Origin of the sequence: Pseudoalteromonas haloplanktis ATCC 14393 (assembly GCF_000238355.1) — a bacterium.
GTDB classification, from domain to species: domain Bacteria; phylum Pseudomonadota; class Gammaproteobacteria; order Enterobacterales; family Alteromonadaceae; genus Pseudoalteromonas; species Pseudoalteromonas haloplanktis.
Genome location: NZ_AHCA01000004.1, coordinates 338930 through 357341, shown reverse-complemented (window position 1 = coordinate 357341; position 18412 = coordinate 338930). Strand labels below are relative to the sequence as shown.

Below are 18412 nucleotides of genomic sequence, written 5' to 3'. Positions count from 1 at the left end.
GAAACTCGAAACTCGAAACTCGAAACTCGAAACTCGAAACTCGAAACTCGAAACTCGAAACTCGAAACTCGCAAATTTTTATCTACAAATGCCATCAACTGATCCCAACTATCATGTTAGAATTTTGTTTTTATCAACATAGAGAGTGAGAGCTATATTGGCTAACTCTGATTACCAACATGTCTTAAATGAAATTATCGCTGAAGTTCAGCCATTACTATCTGAGGGAAAAGTGGCTGATTACATTCCCGCGCTAGCTGAAGTTGATGCTAATCAATTCTCGATTGCTATCTATACTACTGACGGGCAAACTTTTTGTGCTGGGGATTGCGCGCAGCGTTTTACTATTCAATCTGTGTCAAAGGTGATGACACTGACTCTGGCCTTACAGCGTTATGGTGATGAACTATGGCAACGTGTCGGTAAAGAGCCTTCTGGTACTGCTTTTAACTCTTTGACGCAGCTTGAGTTTGAAAAAGGTATACCACGTAACCCTTTTATCAATGCTGGTGCTATTGTAACTTGCGATGCTTTATATAGCCGCTTATCTGCACCTATGCATACTATGCTTGAGACTTTCAGAGAACTATCAGGAAATAAAAGTATTACTATAGATAAAAAAGTGGCTAACTCTGAGTATGAGTTCCGCCATCGCAATGCTGCAATGGGGCATTTGATGAAGTCATTTGGTAACTTTAATAATGAAGTTGATGATGTGCTGTGGGCTTACTTTAACTTTTGTGCAATTGAGCTTAATTGTGTTGAATTAGCTAAAGGGTATAGTTTTTTGGCAAATAAAGGAGTTTGTTACTTGAGTGGCAAGCGAGTGCTTTCTAGCCTGCAAACTAAACAGCTAAACTCTTTGTTATTTACTAGTGGCTTGTATGACGCCGCAGGTGATTTTGGTTACCGAGTAGGGATGCCTGGTAAATCTGGTGTGTCGGGTACTATTTTGGCTGTGTTGCCTGGTAAATTTACGGTAGCGGTGTATTCGCCGGGTTTAAATTCTTTTGGTAATTCTGTGGCTGGAATAGCAGCTTTAGAGCTGCTATCTAAAAAGCTCGATATTTCTATTTTTTAGCAAGTTTACTGTTCCCAGTAAACTTGCTCTAAACAGTCTTCTCGTTCAGGTAAACCACGCGATAGACGAGGGGAGTGTTGTACAAGTACTTCATAGCTGGCGCGGTTGGCGTACTTACTGATCTGCGCCAAAGATGAGTAGGTCATTGCGGGCTGCTGGTGTTTAGCCGAGTTACCTACATTGAGTTTATGATAAACATTGGCTGATAGGTCGTGTAACACTGCTGCTAATGCGCAATCACCAGCACCATTTGTATTTTTAATGCTGTCAGGCCCGCCCATAAATGGGGCTGTGTGGCTGTAAGCGCGAATTGGGTTTTCACAGTCACTTTGACGCATTGCACGGGAGAATTCATAACGATTGAAGTCAGCTATCGCACCGGGTAAGAGAGGATATTCAGTTTCACGTTTAAACTTTTCATCGACGAAACCTGCCATGAATAAGCCTTTTTCGCCAGCGGTACAGATCACTAAATCGACCCAATCAAGCGCTTTATCAGCAGCTAATAGTGGATCTTCAAAACCGGTGATAGCGAAACCTTCTTCTTCATTCATTGCTAAAATATCAACATGCTTAGCGACAAACTCAGCCCACCAAGTTGGATCTTGTTCGATTAAGAATTTTGTTCCTAATGTTAGCACGACGGGTACACCAGCATCGTTTGCATATTTTACCGCTTGCATTGTTGCTTCGGTCATCGTCTCTGCGCCTTGTGTACGCATTAAATAAGCGCTGATCACCAATGCTGATGAGTTTTCTATTAGCTGCTGATCAATTGATTCAGGACGCAAGTGATTCATAAGCCCTGCACTAATTGCAAAGGTACGTTCGCCTGAATCATCAATTAAAGTAAAGCAGCGACCTATAGGGCCATCTACTGGTTGTAGATAGTCTAAATCTACGCGGCTTGAGGTATTACATAAGAAGCGGTACGCATAACTACCAATTTTGATGTTTTCACTCATTACACCAAGTAACACAGAACGATCATCCGCTAATACAGAATAGTTGTGCATGGTATTACCTATAGTGCCACCGGCAAATTCATAGTCGATCATGTCGTTCAGTTTTAAACGGTCATATAAAGCATTGGTTATATCACTATCTATAACTTGCGACATGCCTCTACGTAGCTGAAATTCATCAAGGAAAGCTTGATCAACTTTAGCTTCTATATCAACTACTATTTGGTCAATACCTGTGATGTAGCTGCGCTGTAACCGATCACTGGCGTTAAGTTGATTTGTAAGTGGATCTTTGGCTTCCACTGGAAAATAATGTTTATGCCTGCGGCGTCCAGGAAATTTCATTTGCTACCCGTGTGTTGTGAGCTAAATAAAAAAAGCGGGAGATTATAGCGTAAATCACCTAAGGTGAGCCACGTAAATGCTGCTTTAATTTGTTTTATTTTTATCACTAATTACTAAGTTTAGCGTTTTATCAGCCTAAGTGAGTATAATTAAACAATAATTAGTTAAAGGTTAAATCAATGACTGAACAGTTGGATGATCAATATTGGATGGCAAAAGCACTCGAGTATGCACAAAAAGCTGAGCAATTGAATGAAATTCCTGTCGGGGCTGTGCTGGTTAAAGATAATCAGCAAGTTGGAGCTGGTTATAATCGCTCTATTACTGATAATGATCCTTCCGCTCATGCCGAGATGATAGCAATCCGTGAAGGAGGTAAAGTGCTTGATAACTATCGCTTAATAGATTGCACTTTGTACGTTACATTGGAGCCATGCTCAATGTGTGCGGGCTTGTTGGTACACAGTCGTATTAAGCGGTTAGTTTTTGGTGCTGCTGATGCTAAAACAGGCTCAGCTGGATCAATCATGAACTTATTACAAGATCCTCGGTTAAATCATCAAGTAGAAGTTGTGGGAGGGGTGCTAGCGGAGCAAAGTGGACAGACTATTTCTAATTTTTTTAAACGCCGCCGCCAAGAAATTAAAGCTAAAAAGCAAGCGCAGCGAGACCTGAAGGCTTAACCTACAGGCGTCGCTGTATTTAATTCTGCCATTTGTTGCATCGCAAACATGCGACGACGCCAAATAACTTTTTTATGTAAATTGCGCAGCATAATTCTGCGCCGTGTTGATGATGAATAAATCACGTTACGTTTGAACGAATGTGTACGGCGACGTTTCAACATAGTATCTCCTAAAAATGTGAGAGTGAGAAATAACTTGATACTACACATTAGTGATCATTTGATGACAAGTAAATAGATATCGTAACCTTATTGTATTTTAAGTTATTTTGATTCTTTGTCATCGTCTTTTTTGGGAGATAATACGGGGGGAGTTGTCGTTGACTTACTCGCTTCTGTGGTTATAGGGGCTTCTTGTATTGAATCAGCTGTGCTGCTGGGCTCTTGTTGTGCAGGTTTCTCAATTACTGTTTGTGTTTCAGTTTGCGGTTTTACGTTAGACTCTTTTGCTGGGACGACTTCAGGCTCAGCAGGGGCAATCGCATCATTTTCATCAAGCCATACTAAAGCGTCGTAGTAACGGCGAATATTATCAACATATTGCACTGCGACATCGCCACGGGAATAACCATACTTGGTGTTACGGTAATAACGCTTTTTGATGAGCAATGGTAAGCGTTTTTTCACATCTGCCCATTTATCGGGACTTGCTCCTTGTTGCTCGGTAATGATCCGCGCGTCATTTACATGACCCCAGCCAATATTATATGACGCTAATGCCAACCACATGCGATCAGGTTGCGGGACTCGATCTGGGATGCGTTTTTCTAGTTTCATTAGATACTCTGCACCGCCTTTTATATTTTGCTCTGGTGCTAAACGGTTCGTTACACCAACTTGTTTTGCTGTATCGCGAGTGAGCATCATAATACCACGTACCCCCGTTGGTGATTTAGCGCGTGGGTTCCACATTGATTCTTGATAACTTAAAGCTGCAAGCAGGCGCCAATCTAGCGTCCCCGCATATTGCTCAAACCAAGGTTGATATTTAGGTAAAGTGTCTTTGATAGCTTCAATATAGGCGAGGGTATTGACGTAGTTAAATTGGCGCACGTGACCAAAGTATTTTTCTTCAAGAACGTATAGTTGATTATTTTGCTTCACTTCACCAAAAAACGGCACCATTAATGCGTAGAGTGAATCATCACCGTCTTTGCGCAATAACCATGCAATTGGATCATTGCGGGTAACTGAAAAACCAATACTTAAATTGGGGTGGTAGCGACGGAATAAAGATAAAGTGTGCGAGTCTGCAAGGGTGTAATCTATGTCTCCATCTATTACGCCTTGCAGTAACTCTTCTTCATCAAACTCTTCGGTTTCTTGCCAAGTTAAATTCGGGTGAGTTTGTTTTATTTGTTGAAGTGCTAATGAGTGGCTACTTTTTGCCAGTACCGTTAAGTTACCAGTTAGATCATCAAAGTCACGAGGTCTTACACGTCCTTGCTTATAAACTAATTTTTGACTAATGGTGCGATATGTTGGGCCAAATCGGTAAGTTTGAGCACGAGTCTTGTCATAAGTTAAACCGGAAGCTATTAAATCTAAGTCGCCATTATCTAAACGAGAAAACATATCGGATAAGTTAAAGAACGGCACCATTTCAAGCTCGACACCTAAATGGTCTGCAAACTCTTGCGCTAACTCATATTCAAACCCTTGTTCGCCTTGTACGGCTTGGTAGTAGTTACTTGCCCCTGCTAATGTACCAACTCGGATTTTATTGTGTGCTTTAATTTGACTGAGTTGAGATTGTTGCTGCTGCATATCGCAGGCACATAAAAACATTACTAACGTAATGATTGTTATTAGCTTTTGTTTAAACATACCGCGCCCCTTGAATGCTACTATCCCCTTATATCAAAACTTTAACGTGGCGTCACTTGTCGATTTGTTGTAGATGATGTTGCGCTGTTTTAATATCTCCATGTGCTGAACGGTAATATTCGGGATAAACGATGCAAACAAATACGGGCATTGACGCAATTTTAATTCCCCCCTTAACCTGTATTTCCGAGTTACTTGGGTATATAATGCCCGCCTAAAATATCGTTCAATCCCTAACCCCGGATGAAAATACCTATGTTGATCCTTCGTGGTGCACCAGCACTTTCCGATTTTAGAGTTCAGAAAATTTTAGCCCGTTGCCAACAGGCGCAACTTCCAGTCACTAATGTATACGCTGAGTATGCACACTTTGCCGATTTAACGGCAGAGCTTTCAAGTGACGAGCAAACTAAGCTTGAGAAGTTACTTACCTATGGTCCAACGATTGCCGAACATACACCAGCAGGTACTTTGGTGTTAGTAACGCCTCGCCCAGGAACAATCTCACCTTGGGCTTCAAAAGCGACGGATATTGCACATAATTGTGGTTTAGCGCAAGTTCACCGTGTAGAGCGTGGTATTGCTTACTATGTTGAAGGTGATTTAAACGCTGAACAGCTTTCTCAAGTCGCAGCCTTGTTACATGATCGCATGACTGAAGCAACACATGGCGCAATGGACGATGCCGCTAAATTGTTCCGCACTGACGCACCAAGTCCAATGTCATCAGTAGACATTTTAGGCGGTGGTCGTGAAGCGCTTGCTACGGCAAACGTTGAGCAAGGCTTTGCACTGGCAGATGACGAAATCGATTACTTGGTAGAGAACTTCCAAAAGTTAGGGCGCAACCCGAACGACATCGAATTATTTATGTTTGCACAAGCAAACTCAGAGCATTGCCGTCACAAGATTTTTAATGCAGATTGGACAATTGATGGTATCGAACAGCCAAAGTCGCTGTTTAAAATGATTAAAAACACCTACGAGCATAATCCTGAAAATGTATTATCTGCCTATAAAGATAACGCTGCAGTAATGACGGGCTCTAAAGCGGGTCGTTTCTTCCCGAATGCTGAAGGTGAATACGCGTATCATCAAGAGAACATTGAAATCTTGATGAAAGTTGAAACGCATAACCACCCAACAGCCATTGCCCCATTCTCAGGTGCGGCAACGGGGTCTGGTGGTGAGATTCGTGATGAAGGCGCCACCGGTCGTGGCTCTAAGCCAAAAGCGGGTTTAGTTGGCTTTACTGTATCAAACCTACGTATTCCTGGTTATGAGCAACCGTGGGAAACTGATTTTGGTAAACCGGGTCGTATTGTTAACGCGCTTGATATTATGATTGATGGCCCACTAGGTGGCGCGGCATTTAACAACGAGTTTGGTCGTCCAAACTTATTAGGTTATTTCCGTACTTATGAAGAACAAGTCAATAGCCACAATGGTGTCGAAGTTCGTGGTTACCACAAGCCAATCATGCTTGCCGGTGGTTTAGGTAATATTCGTTCTGAGCATGTACAAAAAGGTGAAATTCCAGTTGGTGCAAAACTGATTGCATTAGGTGGTCCTGCCATGAACATTGGTTTAGGTGGCGGTGCCGCTTCATCAATGGCATCTGGCCAATCAAATGAAGATTTAGATTTCGCATCAGTACAGCGCGAAAACCCTGAAATGGAACGTCGTTGTCAGGAAGTGATCGATAAGTGTTGGCAACTTGGTGATGCTAACCCAATCGCGTTTATCCACGATGTGGGCGCAGGTGGTTTATCAAATGCATTCCCTGAGCTTGTGAATGACGGTGGTCGTGGTGGTAAATTCCAGCTACGCGACATTCCTAATGATGAACCAGGTATGGCGCCGCATGAAATTTGGTGTAACGAATCACAAGAGCGTTATGTACTTGCCGTAGCCGTTGAAGATTTTGACCGTTTTGAAGCTATTTGTAAGCGTGAACGTGCACAATATGCGGTCATTGGTGAAGCTACTGAAGAGCGTCATTTAACAGTTGCTGATAGCCACTTTGATAACAACCCTGTTGATTTACCGCTAGATGTATTATTAGGTAAAGCACCGAAAATGCACCGTGAAGCGCATTCTTTAAAAGCGACTAGTGAAGCGTTAGATACAGCAAAAATTGATATCGCAGATGCTGCACAGCGTTTATTACGCTTACCAACCATTGCAGAAAAAACCTTCTTGATCACGATTGGTGATCGTTCTGTAACAGGTTTAGTTGCGCGCGACCAGATGGTTGGCCCGTGGCAGGTACCAGTGGCTAACTGTGCAGTGACAGCTGCAACGTATGATACTTACCATGGTGAAGCGATGTCACTGGGTGAGCGTACACCAGCGGCATTACTGAACTATGGCGCATCAGCACGCTTAGCTGTAGCTGAGTCATTAACTAATATTGCATGTGCCAATATTGGTGGTCTTGAGAATATTAAGCTATCTGCAAACTGGATGGCTGCTGCAGGTCACCCAGGTGAAGATGCCGGCCTTTATGAGGCCGTTAAAGCGGTTGGTGAAGAGCTTTGTCCTGCGCTTGGTTTAACAATTCCTGTGGGTAAAGACTCTATGTCGATGAAAACTCAATGGGATGAGAATGGCGAGCAAAAATCGGTTACTGCACCGCTTTCGTTAATCATCACTGCATTTGGCCGTGTTGAAGATGTACGTAAAACGGTGACCCCACAGTTACGTACAGATAAAGGTGAAACGTCACTGATCTTAGTTGATTTAGGGGCAGGCAAAAACCGCATGGGTGCATCAAGCTTAGCGCAAGTTTATAAGCAATTAGGTGATGTAACCCCAGATGTTGATAGCCCTGAATTATTAAAAGGCTTCTACAATGCAATGCAAGCACTAGTCGCAGATAACAAGTTACTTGCTTATCATGACCGTTCAGACGGTGGTTTATTTACCACAGTAGCTGAAATGGCATTTGCTGGTCACACGGGTGTAACAGTCAACCTTGATGAGCTAACAGGCTCAGATATTGAAGTTCTTTATAACGAAGAGCTCGGTGCTGTTATTCAAGTTGCTAATAGTGATTTAGACGCAGTAAATGCGGTATTTGCTGAGCACGGTATTGCAGCCATCAGCCACGCAATTGGTTCTTTAAACGGTGATGACACTGTAGTCTTTAATCGTGCAGGCAACACAGTACTTAGTAATACACGTACAGAGCTTCGTACAATTTGGGCCGAAACAACGTACCAAATGCAAGCGCGTCGTGATAATCCAGATTGTGCTAAACAAGAGTTCGATGCCAAGTTTGACGCTAAAGATCCTGGTCTTAACGTTAAATTAAATTTTGACTTAAACGAAGATGTGGCAGCGCCGTATATTGCTACAGGCGCTAAGCCAAAAATGGCTATCTTGCGTGAGCAAGGTGTTAACTCGCACCTAGAAATGGCTGCGGCGTTTAACCGTGCAGGTTTTGCAGCGGTTGATGTGCACATGAGCGATATTCTTGAAGGGCGCTTAAGCCTTGAAGAATTTAAAGGCTTAGTGGCATGTGGTGGTTTCTCTTACGGTGACGTACTAGGTGCAGGTGAAGGCTGGGCTAAATCAATCTTGTTTAATGATATGGCACGCGATCAGTTCCAAAGCTTCTTTGAGCGTCAAGACTCATTTAGCTTAGGTGTGTGTAATGGTTGTCAGATGCTATCAACGTTAAAAGAGTTGATCCCTGGCACTGAGCATTGGCCACGCTTTGTAACTAATAAGTCTGAGCGTTTTGAAGCACGCTTTAGCTTGGTTGAAGTGCAGGAGAATCCTTCTGTATTCTTTAACGGTATGGCAGGCTCTCGTATGCCTATCGCGGTGTCTCATGGTGAAGGTCATGCTGAATTTGCAGACGGTGCTGCGGTTAAAGCGGCGCTTGAGTCAGGTACTGTTGCGGTTAAATTTGTTGATAACTACGGTAACCCAACAACTCAGTATCCGGCTAACCCAAATGGTTCGCCAGAGGGCATTACAGGTATTACATCTACTGATGGTCGTGCGACTGTGATGATGCCACACCCTGAACGCGTATTCCGAGCGGTTGCTAACTCTTGGCACCCAGATGAGTGGAGCGAGGATAGCCCATGGATGCGTATGTTCCGTAACGCACGTAAAAATGTAGGTTAATTTACATTTATACAAGCTAGGTTCATACTTTAGCGATAGAATAAAAGGCTGCATTGTGCAGCCTTTTTTGTTTATGCTGGTCAAAGGTCAAAGGTCAAAGGTCAAAGGTCAAAGGTCAAAGGTCAAAGGTCAAAATTTATTTAAGGATAATATGTTTAAGCGTGTAGGTTGGGGGTTATTCATTCTACTGCTAAGTGTGTTGACACTTGGTTATGTTTTTCGCATGCCGCTCACTTTGCATTTTGCGGCCCCTTCATTACAGCAATCCGGTGTTGAATTGCATTGTTTGGACTGGTCGTTAACAAGCAATTTAGATCTCCATATAGAAAAAGCGTGTATTGGCTACCAAGGGCAGCAGCTTGAATTAGCTGATATAACGGTTAATACCAAACGGGTTACTATTAACCGTGCCAATCTTAGCGTAACGACTCCAACGTCTACTGCTGAGTCATCCACAGCAAAAAAATTGGCGTTAACACTCATTGAAAGTAGACCTTTACTGACGGTTAATCGGTTAGTGATCTCATATCCGCAGCTAGCCAACCCCCTGACTATCAGTATAAATGAACCCCTTTTGAATCAATTTGTGGTCAGTGGAGATATCACCGCTAGTGCGTCGTTATTTACAGATCGTATAACAGGGCAAGTGAAGCTTGATAATGAGTTAGTGAGCAAGGTAAGACACATTGCTAACTTGAATCTTAATAGTCAAAATCGCTTTAGTTTTGATGGTTTAAGTTTAACGCTTGATTCACAGATTGATGGCCAATACGTCGCTGAACTTGAAAATTGTGCAATTATATTTAAGGCCAATGGCCATGTAAGCAGCCAGTATGATTTAAACTCTCAGCGATTAATTTTGGATGCGCAGCAATTAACAAGCTCGCTAGATGCACAAGAAAATTGCTTGCAGCAAATAGCAAGATTAACAGCAGATACTAAGCAACAGCAATTTATTGCCAAGCAAATTCCACTTCATTGGCAGTTGCAATTACCTGACCAAATTGGCTGGCAGGATGGCAGCCTGAATCTAGATGCGATTAACTTTGTTGCTGCTACAAGTGAGTTAAGAATAAATAATCTCGATGTAAATAGTAATGATCTGCCCAACAGCCTAAAAGCCGAGCTGGCTTTTTCGCTGCAAAATGATGACATTAAAAAGTTTAGCATAACTACTAACATGGCTAATCATGACGTTGTAGGCAGGTATCAATTAGATCTAGTGCAGTTACCTGATTTTATTGCCGTAGATGCACAAAACATAACCAGTAACGGCGAGTTTACTGTAAAAGAGTTTTTGACTACAGCACAGGGAAAACTGTCTGCGAAGTTAGCGATTGGGAAGTTGGCTGTTGATGAACTCACTGTAAGCAAGTATCAAGGAACACTGACAGCAACAATTAATGAACAGCGTTATACAACAGCTGCACTCGCCAGCCAAGTCGATACAGTGAGTTTCAGCGATTATAAATTAACGCAACTAACAAATAACTTGAATGCCTCTGGTGACCTTGGAGTTGGAGAGCTGTTTATTGATATTAGCAGTGAAACTACTTTAGCAGCATTACAAAGTGAGGCAGTTGACCTTAACAATATCAAGGTAAGCTCTCGTGTAATGCAAAGCCGTGCATTGCAGGCTTCGCATCAAGTAATGATTGATGATATTAAAGTGATTGTTACACATCATATGAGTAGTACGGCACACCCTGTGGAAGTGATTATTCCTGAACAGTCGGTTTCACGATTTAACCCCATTTTACATCAGTTTGCTCCGCTTGCGACATTAACGGGGGGCTCTGTATCAGCCCATGTCAAAGGAGATGTTAACTTATTGGCCGCTGATATCACTGTACAGTTAAGTGGTATTAATGGCCTATATACAGATTACCTGATCAATGGCTTTAGTAGTCAATTGGTAGGGAAGTATGATTCAGGCCTGCTTAATGTTAAGCCGACTAAATTTGATATTAATGAACTTCGTGCTGGTGCGATTGTTGAAAAGATAACTGGGCAATTGCAGATCAATAATAGTGAACCTGCCATCACAGCTATTACTGGTAACGTGATGGGAGGCAGCTTTACACTTGATAAGTACCGAGTGACTGAGCAGCCTCAGCAAGCGTTAGTCACATTTAAAAATATTGATGCAAGTAAAGTGATCACGCTTGATGAAAAGTCAGGGATCAGTTTAACGGGGCGAGTTACTGGCACATTACCGGTATATTTTTCTGAGTTAGGTATAGAAGTGAAAGAGGGGCAGCTCACAAACCAAGGTGCAGCGAAGCTACTTATTACTAATAATGCCGCTTTTAATGCGGTCAAAGCACAGCAGCAAGAGCTTAGCCCTATACTTGGTTTGCTTGAAGATTTAGATATTCAAAGTATTAAAAGTAGTGTTAATTTAAAACCAGATGGTTGGATGACCTTAGGCGTTAATTTACAAGGTTATAATAAACCACAAGCGCAGCAAGTTAACTTTAACTACAATCATGAAGAAAATGTGTTTACGCTATTACGAGCATTACGCTTAAGTGATGAAATTACACAAAAGGTTGAACAAGAGTATTCAACAAAAGGAAGTAATAATGACTAAATGGTTAGTGATAATAACAGCACTGGGTTTACTCAGTGCATGCACGCATCGTGTTGAGGTGGCAGCAAAAGAGCCAATAACAATCAACTTAAATGTAAAAGTTGATCATGAGATCCGCGTAAAAGTTGATAAAGAGCTGGATAATTTATTTAGTGATGACAGCGAATTATTCTAAGGAACCATTATGAGCAGAGTAAGAAATAAAAAATTAAATATAATCACATTGTTGAGTGCCTTTTGCTTGTCGTTCTCGGCGTGGGCAATTAGCTTAGATGATGCCAAAAACCAAGGTTTAGTGGGTGAGGATAGCTCGGGTTATTTGGGCCTTGTGGTACAAAATGCAGAGGCAAAAGCGGTTGTTGATGAAATCAATGAAAAACGAAAAGCACAATATTTAAAGCTGGCGAAAAAAAATAATCTGTCGCTTGCTCAAGTTGAAGCGTTAGCGGCAGCGAAAACGATTGAAAAAACTCAATCTGGTCACTTTATTGAAGTGAACGGCGAGTGGGTTAAAAAGTAAGCTATATTATGAGAGAACCGAGCTGTTAAGCGCTCGGTTTTTTGCATCCAGCAAGTAATTGTTGCCAAAAGTCGATGCCTTTACGGCGTGCTAAATTGATATTGTGTTCAGGGATAGATTCCGGCTCGTTGTACTCATCTAATGCGGCACTCATACTGGCTTCACGAATTAAATGCAAGGTTGGAAAAGGTGCTCGGTTCGTATAGTTGGCGGCATCACTTTCATCGCTATCGGCAAATACATAATCAGGATGAAAGTTAGCTATTTGGTACTTGCCCTCAAAGCCCTGTGCAACAAGTAATACATTTGCTAAATCCACTAAATCTAAAAACGCTTCAAAATCAGCGAAGCCTTGTTCAAACATTAATAATGTCGTTTCTCGTGTTGGCTGCCTGTCAAGTTCAATACACTGCTCAATCATCTCCATCACGGCGTCATCAATGCTGGTGGCTTGGCTTGTTTGATAGTGAATACAATTGTTTTCCACTTCTTTACGGGCAAATGGACAGAAATTGTATTTAACAATGACACTTGAAACCCATTCGCGGGTTTGTTGTTCTGGTAAACTTAATGATGTTTGATCAGTCACGATTAGGCTCTAAATAGTGGTTAATAATAGCAATTGTTTTCGCAATTGCACCTTGGTTATTAGCCACACACACTGCGGCTTGCTCGCCTAGTTTTTTACAACGAACGGGTTGTTGATAAAGCTCTATTAGTTGCAAGCTTAATTCATCCGTGTTGGCTACTTGTTTAGCCCCACCAAGGGCAATTAGCTCTGGGTAAACATGGTTAAAGTTATAAGTATGTGGGCCCGTTAATACTCCCACAGAGAAAGCCGCTGATTCGAGCGGATTATGCCCACCGCGCTCAATTAAACTACCGCCGACATAGCTTATGTTAGCCATACCATATAAACATTGCAGTTCCCCCAAGGTATCGCCAAGGAGTACATGCTCGTTGTGATAGTCATTTTGACTACGACGGCTAAAGCTCAGAGTTGACTCGTGGAGTAATTCCGCAACTTTATCAAATTGTTCTGGGTGGCGCGGGGCAATAACCAGTAATGCATCTGGAGCTACTTCTAAAAGGCGTTGATGCGCGTTTAAGATTAATTGATGCTCAATAGGGTGGGTGGAACCAGCAACCCAAATAAAACGCTGACTATTGTATTGTGCTTTTAAAGTTTCAACTTTTAATAACTGTTCATCGGTTGGTTTTATATCAAACTTAATCGACCCTGTTACTTGTACTTTTCCTGCATCAAGGCCTAGCTCGATAAAGCGAGTGGCATCGTCTTGGTTGTGACTTGCCAGTGCTGAGATAGAAGCCATCAGTGCTCGCGTCAGCGGCGCTACTTTTTGGTAACCACGTTGAGATTTCTCTGACAAGCGGGCATTAAGTACCAGTACCGGAATATTACGTTGTTTACTTTGTGCAAGTAAGTTTGGCCACAGCTCGGTTTCTAAAATACACAGCATAGCGGGTTTTACTTGCTTTAAAAATCGCGCAGTTGCACATGGGAAGTCAAGTGGTAAGTAGACGCATTGTACCGAGTCTTTAAAGTTGTTATATATTTGCTCCCGTCCTGTCGGTGTATTACACGTGATCATTAAGGAGTAAGTTGGCAGCTGACTTTGTAATTGTTTAATTAATGGCGATGCAGCTAACACTTCACCCACAGAGGCGCAGTGGAAGACGATAGTTGAATTTTTTTGTTCGCTAATAAGGCCAAACCGCTCTGCAAAATATTCTCGGTAGCCAGGATTTTTTTTACCTCTTAACAGATACAAATAAAAGACAATAAGTGGGCTTAGCAGATAAAGAATCAGCGAATAAAAAAAACGAGCCATTTTCTAGCCTCAAATTATAAATGTTAATGATAACGCGGATATCTGCTGAGCAAAATGCGAAATTGTTAAAAATCGTTCCAGTTGCGAGTTTTGAGTGTTTAGTTGTGGCTAATTTGGTAATATTTCAGCACCTTTGTGAAAAATATAGTTGTTATGAAATTAAAATTGATAAAAGCCGCGGTTCTAAGCAGTTTTATAAGTTGCGCATTTCCTTTATTTGCAACACCTACTGCGTATCTACCGATTGGTATGGATGCACAGCTTGATCATCAGCTCGATACTTTATTTGCGATTAGCACTGGCACACCGATGGCTAAACCGTATCGTTTAACTGAAGTTGAAGCCGCACTGACTCAATTGCAAGATTCACAACCGAGTTTAGTTGCAGCTATACGTGCGAAAATCAAACCTTACCAAGGTAGTGACAATATTACTCGCGTTGGTGTGAAACTTAGAGTTGATGGAGACAAATCAACTAAACTTGCTAATCAACGAGGTGTGAGTTCTGACGAATGGGGGCAGGTATTTTTTGAAGGTATTTGGCGTCCGAATGACTATACCTTGATGCAAGTTGGGGTGGATTACCGCGCTAAGCAAAATAAATTTGTGAACTATAATAGCTTTGTAAGTTTTGCTGGCGATGATCTACAACTAAATATCGGCTATAAGGAGCATTGGTTTTCGCCATTTAAACAATCAGCGCAAATCATTTCTACCAATGCCCGTACTTCACCGTCGATTTCATTAGGTATGGTGGCACCGGCGCATAATTGGTGGAACTTTGATTTTGAACTCTATTACTCCGAGCTTGAGCATGTTGAAAAAGGGATTTTATATCAAGGTGAGCTGCATGATGGCACCCCTCGTTTAGCAGGAACACATATTAGTATTGAGCCAGTTTTGGGCTGGAAAATTGGCTTAAACCGCATGATGCAATTTGGTGGTGGTCCCCGTGAAGTTGGCTTCAGCGATGTAGTAAAAGCGTTTTTTGATCCTGCAGGAAATGATAATGGTGAACTTGCTGGTGGTCCAGATAATGAGCTTGGTGATCAGTTTGCGTCAATAACCAATGTTATAAACTTTAATTGGGGAATGCCAACAGAACTGTATTTTGAATATGGCGGTGAAGATACAAAGGAGCATAAAAACTATCAATTTGGTAATATTGTTTATAGCTATGGGGTGTTTTTACCTCAAATTACAAATGATCTATCACTACGCTATGAGTATACCAATATGCATGCTCAATGGTATAGAAACTATATATACCCCACTTATGGTAATACAAAGGATGGCTATGTCATAGGACATTATTTAGCAGATCAGCGCTATTTATATGATGCTGTACCATCAATTTCACATAGTTTAGAAGCAACTTATGCTGCGCTAGCGGATTCGTTTTGGCGTGTAAAATTTACCTTAATTGATAATGAAAGTGGTTATGTTGATGAGTTTGGAATAGTAAGCAATGATTATGAACAAGCCATTGAGCTGCAAATTAGTAATAACCGCAAATGGCAAGAGTACAATATTGAAACTACGTTGACCTATGGTGAAGATGTGTTCGGTGATAACTATACGTGGTTATCCGTGGCACTTTTTTGGTAGTAATTAGTCAGACTTATTTTGAGGGGACTTTAAATGTCTAAAATTGATTCTGTAGCGACCAGCTACCTTGAAAGTTTAACTCGTCACCAAGTATTATTTGAAACGATGGAAACATACCATCCTCAAGTTATGCAATTACTTGAGGTTTGCCACAGTACTTTACAAGCGGGTGGTAAAGTGATTTGGTTTGGTAATGGTGGCAGCGCAGCAGATGCGCAGCACTTAGCGGCGGAGTTTGTGGTACGTTATAAATTAGAACGTGGTCCATTAGCATCTATGGCGCTAACAACAGATACTTCTATCTTAACTGCGCACAGTAACGACTATCACTTTGATACGGTATTTGAGCGTCAAGTACAGGCATTGTGTAAACCTGAAGATTTAGTGATTGGTTTAACGACCTCTGGCACCAGCGCTAATATAAATTTAGCACTTGCGGCAGCAAATGAAATTGGTGCCTTTACCGTTGCTTTTACTGGTCGCGATGGCGGCAAAGTTAAAGACATCGCAAAATTACCTATTATTATTAAAAATGATGAAACAGCGCGGATTCAAGAAGCGCATATGTTTATTGGTCATTGGTTGTGTGAAGCCATCGATATGGTCGTAGCGGGGCAAAATTAATGGATTTAGGGTTATTTAAGAACCTTTCTAACGCAAGAATTTTAGTGGTTGGTGATGTAATGCTGGACCGTTATTGGCATGGCGACTCTGGGCGTATATCTCCTGAAGCGCCAGTGCCGATTGTCAAAGTCAGTAAGTTTGAAGACAAAGCGGGTGGTGCTGCAAACGTAGCAAAAAATATTGCTCGGTTAGATGGTAAGGTTGGCTTACTTGGTCTTATTGGTGAAGATGAAAGTGGGCAAATTTTAGAAAATATTTTGGCCGATGAGTGCATTGACTCACAACTAGTAAGTGTGTGTGATTTACCAACGATTTCAAAAATGCGTGTGATCAGTCGTCATCAACAAGTGGTGCGGTTAGATTTAGAAGAAACATTTACCGACCAGCACAGTCAATTGCTACTTAATCGGTTAGAGTTGGTATTAGATCAATATGATTTCGTGGTGTTTTCTGATTATGCGAAAGGCTCATTGAGTTTAATTCAACAGATGATCCAAGTTGCAAAAGCAGCAGGTAAAATTGTATTAATTGATCCTAAATCACCAGATTTAAATTTATATCATGGTGCTGACTATATTACTCCCAACTTGAATGAGTTTAAACTTGCTGGTGGTAAAACTGATTCAGAACAAAGCTTGACTGATAGCGCACGGGTACTCATTAAAGATGCCGGTGTTGCAGCAATGCTTTTAACTCGTTCAGAGCAAGGGATGTCGCTTATCAGTGCTGATGAAAAGCATGATTTTGCTGCACAGCAGCTTGAAGTAAGTGATGTAACGGGAGCAGGCGACACTGTTATTGCAACTCTTGCGGTAATGTTAGGTGCTGGCATGCAGCCTAAAGATGCCGTTGAGATTGCCAACCTAGCTGCCGGTATTGCAGTGAGTAAATTAGGTGCTGCAACGGTATCGCCAGAAGAGCTCAGCCGCAAACTAGGTCAATATTTACAAAAGACCGGTGAGCATTATCAAACGCCATTTGATGATGTGCTAAAGCATATTGAGTTTGCAAAGCAAAATGGTGAAACAATTGTGTTCACAAATGGTTGCTTTGATATTCTTCATGCTGGGCATGTACGCTATTTAGCGCAAGCTAAAGCACGAGGAGATCGTTTAGTCGTCGGCTTAAATAACGATGAATCAATCACCCGTTTGAAAGGCCCTGAGCGTCCTATTAATCCGTTGGATGAGCGAGCTATGGTGCTGAGCGCTTTGGCATCAGTCGATTGGGTTATCCCATTTGGTGCCGTAGAAGAAAACGATACACCAGCTAAATTAATCGAGCTTATAAGCCCTGATATTTTAGTGAAGGGAGGCGATTACACTGTAGAGCAAATAGCGGGTGCTGAACATGTACTTCGCCATGGTGGCAAAGTCGAGGTGTTGGAGTTTTTAAATGGCTGCTCTACATCAAAAGTAATCAGTAAAATAAAGGCTTAACGGTTATGTTTAAGGGCGCTCTGGTATGCTGCGTGTAACTGCTGCCAGTCGCTTTGCTGCCAATGCATAACATGATTTCGTCCTTGCTCCTTATTAAACGAGCGAGCAAGGCGAGCCATATTTGCTTGTTGCCAATTAAGGTGTGGAGTTCTTAATTCACCTCGGTCAAAGTCGATAATAAATACGTCACCCGCTTCATTAAATAAAATATTATTTATATTTAAATCAGCATGATACACCCCATTGTTATGGAATTTAGCAATTGTCTCGGCAATTTTTAGCAATTCCAGCTCAGTTAAATTACGTATTTTTAGCACATCTAACAGGCTTTGTGCGCCAGCAATGGCTTGAGTAATAATATCACCGCGGTATATTAAACCATTTACACTGATCTTTGCTGCAATTGGCATTGGTACGTTTAAACCAAGCTTGATCAATCGCATCATCAGCGCAAATTCTTGGTATACTCGGGTTTTTGCAACGTCCCTGTAAAGGTATTGATCGCTTAATACTTTACCTACTAAGCCGCCACGCCAGTAATGTCTAAGCACGGCTGTTAGGTCGTTATGGCAAAAAAACCATGCTGTCGCGCGGCCTTTTTTGGTACCAACGATCTTATCCTGCTGCTGCCAGTACTCAGCATCAAACCAATTTAAGCTTATTAAAGCACTGTATTCAGGGTGGCTTAAAATGATGTGCTCATTAATGGTTTGTTGGTTAAACATAATGTAT

At 41.7% G+C, this 18412-nt stretch carries 15 protein-coding genes; 9 read left to right on the top strand and 6 right to left on the bottom strand.

Going from position 1 to position 18412, the window contains the following annotated elements; genetic code table 11:
- The first annotated feature begins 157 nt into the window (after positions 1–157).
- Positions 158–1081 carry a glutaminase B gene (glsB, locus tag PHAL_RS0110565; protein ID WP_016708376.1) on the top strand — a complete coding sequence of 308 codons (924 nt, stop codon included), beginning with the start codon at positions 158–160 and terminating at the stop codon, positions 1079–1081.
- A 5-nt stretch (positions 1082–1086) separates the two neighbouring features.
- Here the strand turns inward: glsB and PHAL_RS0110560 are convergent, their stop codons facing one another.
- A complete protein-coding gene (locus PHAL_RS0110560) occupies positions 1087–2391 on the bottom strand; it encodes an inosine/guanosine kinase (protein WP_016708375.1) in 1305 nt (434 codons plus the stop codon).
- A gap of 179 nt (positions 2392–2570) precedes the next feature.
- Here PHAL_RS0110560 and tadA point away from each other — a divergent pair, with 179 nt between their 5' ends.
- Entirely contained in the window at positions 2571–3074 is a 504-nt protein-coding gene (tadA, locus tag PHAL_RS0110550) for a tRNA adenosine(34) deaminase TadA (RefSeq protein WP_016708373.1), read from the top strand.
- On the opposite strand, the gene PHAL_RS24375 is transcribed toward tadA, so the two are convergent.
- Positions 3071–3238 carry a hypothetical protein gene (locus PHAL_RS24375; RefSeq protein ID WP_016708372.1) on the bottom strand — a complete coding sequence of 56 codons (168 nt, stop codon included), beginning with the start codon at positions 3236–3238 and terminating at the stop codon, positions 3071–3073. The two genes, tadA and PHAL_RS24375, sit on opposite strands and share 4 nt — an antisense overlap.
- 102 nt (positions 3239–3340) lie before the next feature.
- Positions 3341–4903 carry a membrane-bound lytic murein transglycosylase MltF gene (gene mltF / locus PHAL_RS22955; protein ID WP_016708371.1) on the bottom strand — a complete coding sequence of 521 codons (1563 nt, stop codon included), beginning with the start codon at positions 4901–4903 and terminating at the stop codon, positions 3341–3343.
- Positions 4904–5158: 255 nt separating this feature from the next.
- Between mltF and purL the strand changes: the two genes are divergently transcribed.
- The 4 genes from purL to PHAL_RS0110520 all read left to right on the top strand — a co-directional run bounded on the left by purL (position 5159) and on the right by PHAL_RS0110520 (position 12156).
- Positions 5159–9043: a phosphoribosylformylglycinamidine synthase gene (gene purL, locus PHAL_RS0110535; RefSeq protein WP_016708370.1), complete on the top strand. Its 3885-nt coding sequence runs from the start codon at positions 5159–5161 to the stop codon at positions 9041–9043.
- A gap of 151 nt (positions 9044–9194) precedes the next feature.
- Complete coding sequence (locus PHAL_RS0110530; RefSeq protein WP_016708369.1) at positions 9195–11636, top strand: YdbH domain-containing protein; 2442 nt, start codon at positions 9195–9197, stop codon at positions 11634–11636.
- On the top strand, positions 11629–11811 hold the full coding sequence (locus PHAL_RS0110525; RefSeq protein WP_016708368.1) for a YnbE family lipoprotein: 183 nt from the start codon (positions 11629–11631) through the stop codon (positions 11809–11811). Before PHAL_RS0110530 ends, PHAL_RS0110525 begins: the two co-directional genes overlap by 8 nt.
- A 9-nt stretch (positions 11812–11820) precedes the next feature.
- On the top strand, positions 11821–12156 hold the full coding sequence (locus PHAL_RS0110520) for a YdbL family protein (RefSeq protein WP_016708367.1): 336 nt from the start codon (positions 11821–11823) through the stop codon (positions 12154–12156).
- Positions 12157–12181: 25 nt separating this feature from the next.
- Here PHAL_RS0110520 and PHAL_RS0110515 read toward each other — a convergent pair whose 3' ends face one another.
- Together PHAL_RS0110515 and waaA are read right to left on the bottom strand one after the other, a co-directional pair.
- Positions 12182–12745, bottom strand: a complete 564-nt coding sequence (locus PHAL_RS0110515; protein WP_016708366.1) for a DUF1415 domain-containing protein — start codon at positions 12743–12745, stop codon at positions 12182–12184.
- Positions 12738–14009 (bottom strand): lipid IV(A) 3-deoxy-D-manno-octulosonic acid transferase, encoded by a 1272-nt coding sequence (gene waaA / locus PHAL_RS0110510; RefSeq protein ID WP_016708365.1) that lies wholly within the window; start codon positions 14007–14009, stop codon positions 12738–12740. Before waaA ends, PHAL_RS0110515 begins: the two co-directional genes overlap by 8 nt.
- 153 nt (positions 14010–14162) lie before the next feature.
- On the opposite strand from waaA, the gene PHAL_RS0110505 reads away from it, so the two are divergent.
- From PHAL_RS0110505 to hldE, 3 genes are read left to right on the top strand one after another with little or no spacing between them, the layout of a single operon-like run.
- Positions 14163–15617, top strand: a complete 1455-nt coding sequence (locus PHAL_RS0110505) for a capsule assembly Wzi family protein (RefSeq protein ID WP_016708364.1) — start codon at positions 14163–14165, stop codon at positions 15615–15617.
- A 33-nt stretch (positions 15618–15650) separates the two neighbouring features.
- Positions 15651–16241 carry an SIS domain-containing protein gene (locus PHAL_RS0110500; protein WP_016708363.1) on the top strand — a complete coding sequence of 197 codons (591 nt, stop codon included), beginning with the start codon at positions 15651–15653 and terminating at the stop codon, positions 16239–16241.
- Positions 16241–17680, top strand: coding sequence for a bifunctional D-glycero-beta-D-manno-heptose-7-phosphate kinase/D-glycero-beta-D-manno-heptose 1-phosphate adenylyltransferase HldE (gene hldE / locus PHAL_RS0110495; RefSeq protein ID WP_016708362.1), 1440 nt, complete (start codon positions 16241–16243; stop codon positions 17678–17680). Before PHAL_RS0110500 ends, hldE begins: the two co-directional genes overlap by 1 nt.
- On the opposite strand, the gene PHAL_RS0110490 is transcribed toward hldE, so the two are convergent.
- Entirely contained in the window at positions 17677–18405 is a 729-nt protein-coding gene (locus tag PHAL_RS0110490; protein ID WP_016708361.1) for a 3-deoxy-D-manno-octulosonic acid kinase, read from the bottom strand. The two genes, hldE and PHAL_RS0110490, sit on opposite strands and share 4 nt — an antisense overlap.
- Between the last annotated feature and the right edge of the window lie 7 nt (positions 18406–18412).

What these genes read in the sequence shown, in the direction of transcription:
- PHAL_RS0110560 (WP_016708375.1), bottom strand. Translation starts at nt 2,391, where the DNA reads ATGAAATTTCCTGGACGCCGCAGGCATAAACATTATTTTCCAGTGGAA.
- tadA (WP_016708373.1), top strand. Translation starts at nt 2,571, where the DNA reads ATGACTGAACAGTTGGATGATCAATATTGGATGGCAAAAGCACTCGAG.
- PHAL_RS24375 (WP_016708372.1), bottom strand. Translation starts at nt 3,238, where the DNA reads ATGTTGAAACGTCGCCGTACACATTCGTTCAAACGTAACGTGATTTAT.
- mltF (WP_016708371.1), bottom strand. Translation starts at nt 4,903, where the DNA reads ATGTTTAAACAAAAGCTAATAACAATCATTACGTTAGTAATGTTTTTA.
- purL (WP_016708370.1), top strand. Translation starts at nt 5,159, where the DNA reads ATGTTGATCCTTCGTGGTGCACCAGCACTTTCCGATTTTAGAGTTCAG.
- PHAL_RS0110530 (WP_016708369.1), top strand. Translation starts at nt 9,195, where the DNA reads ATGTTTAAGCGTGTAGGTTGGGGGTTATTCATTCTACTGCTAAGTGTG.
- PHAL_RS0110525 (WP_016708368.1), top strand. Translation starts at nt 11,629, where the DNA reads ATGACTAAATGGTTAGTGATAATAACAGCACTGGGTTTACTCAGTGCA.
- PHAL_RS0110520 (WP_016708367.1), top strand. Translation starts at nt 11,821, where the DNA reads ATGAGCAGAGTAAGAAATAAAAAATTAAATATAATCACATTGTTGAGT.
- waaA (WP_016708365.1), bottom strand. Translation starts at nt 14,009, where the DNA reads ATGGCTCGTTTTTTTTATTCGCTGATTCTTTATCTGCTAAGCCCACTT.
- PHAL_RS0110505 (WP_016708364.1), top strand. Translation starts at nt 14,163, where the DNA reads ATGAAATTAAAATTGATAAAAGCCGCGGTTCTAAGCAGTTTTATAAGT.
- PHAL_RS0110500 (WP_016708363.1), top strand. Translation starts at nt 15,651, where the DNA reads ATGTCTAAAATTGATTCTGTAGCGACCAGCTACCTTGAAAGTTTAACT.
- hldE (WP_016708362.1), top strand. Translation starts at nt 16,241, where the DNA reads ATGGATTTAGGGTTATTTAAGAACCTTTCTAACGCAAGAATTTTAGTG.
- PHAL_RS0110490 (WP_016708361.1), bottom strand. Translation starts at nt 18,405, where the DNA reads ATGTTTAACCAACAAACCATTAATGAGCACATCATTTTAAGCCACCCT.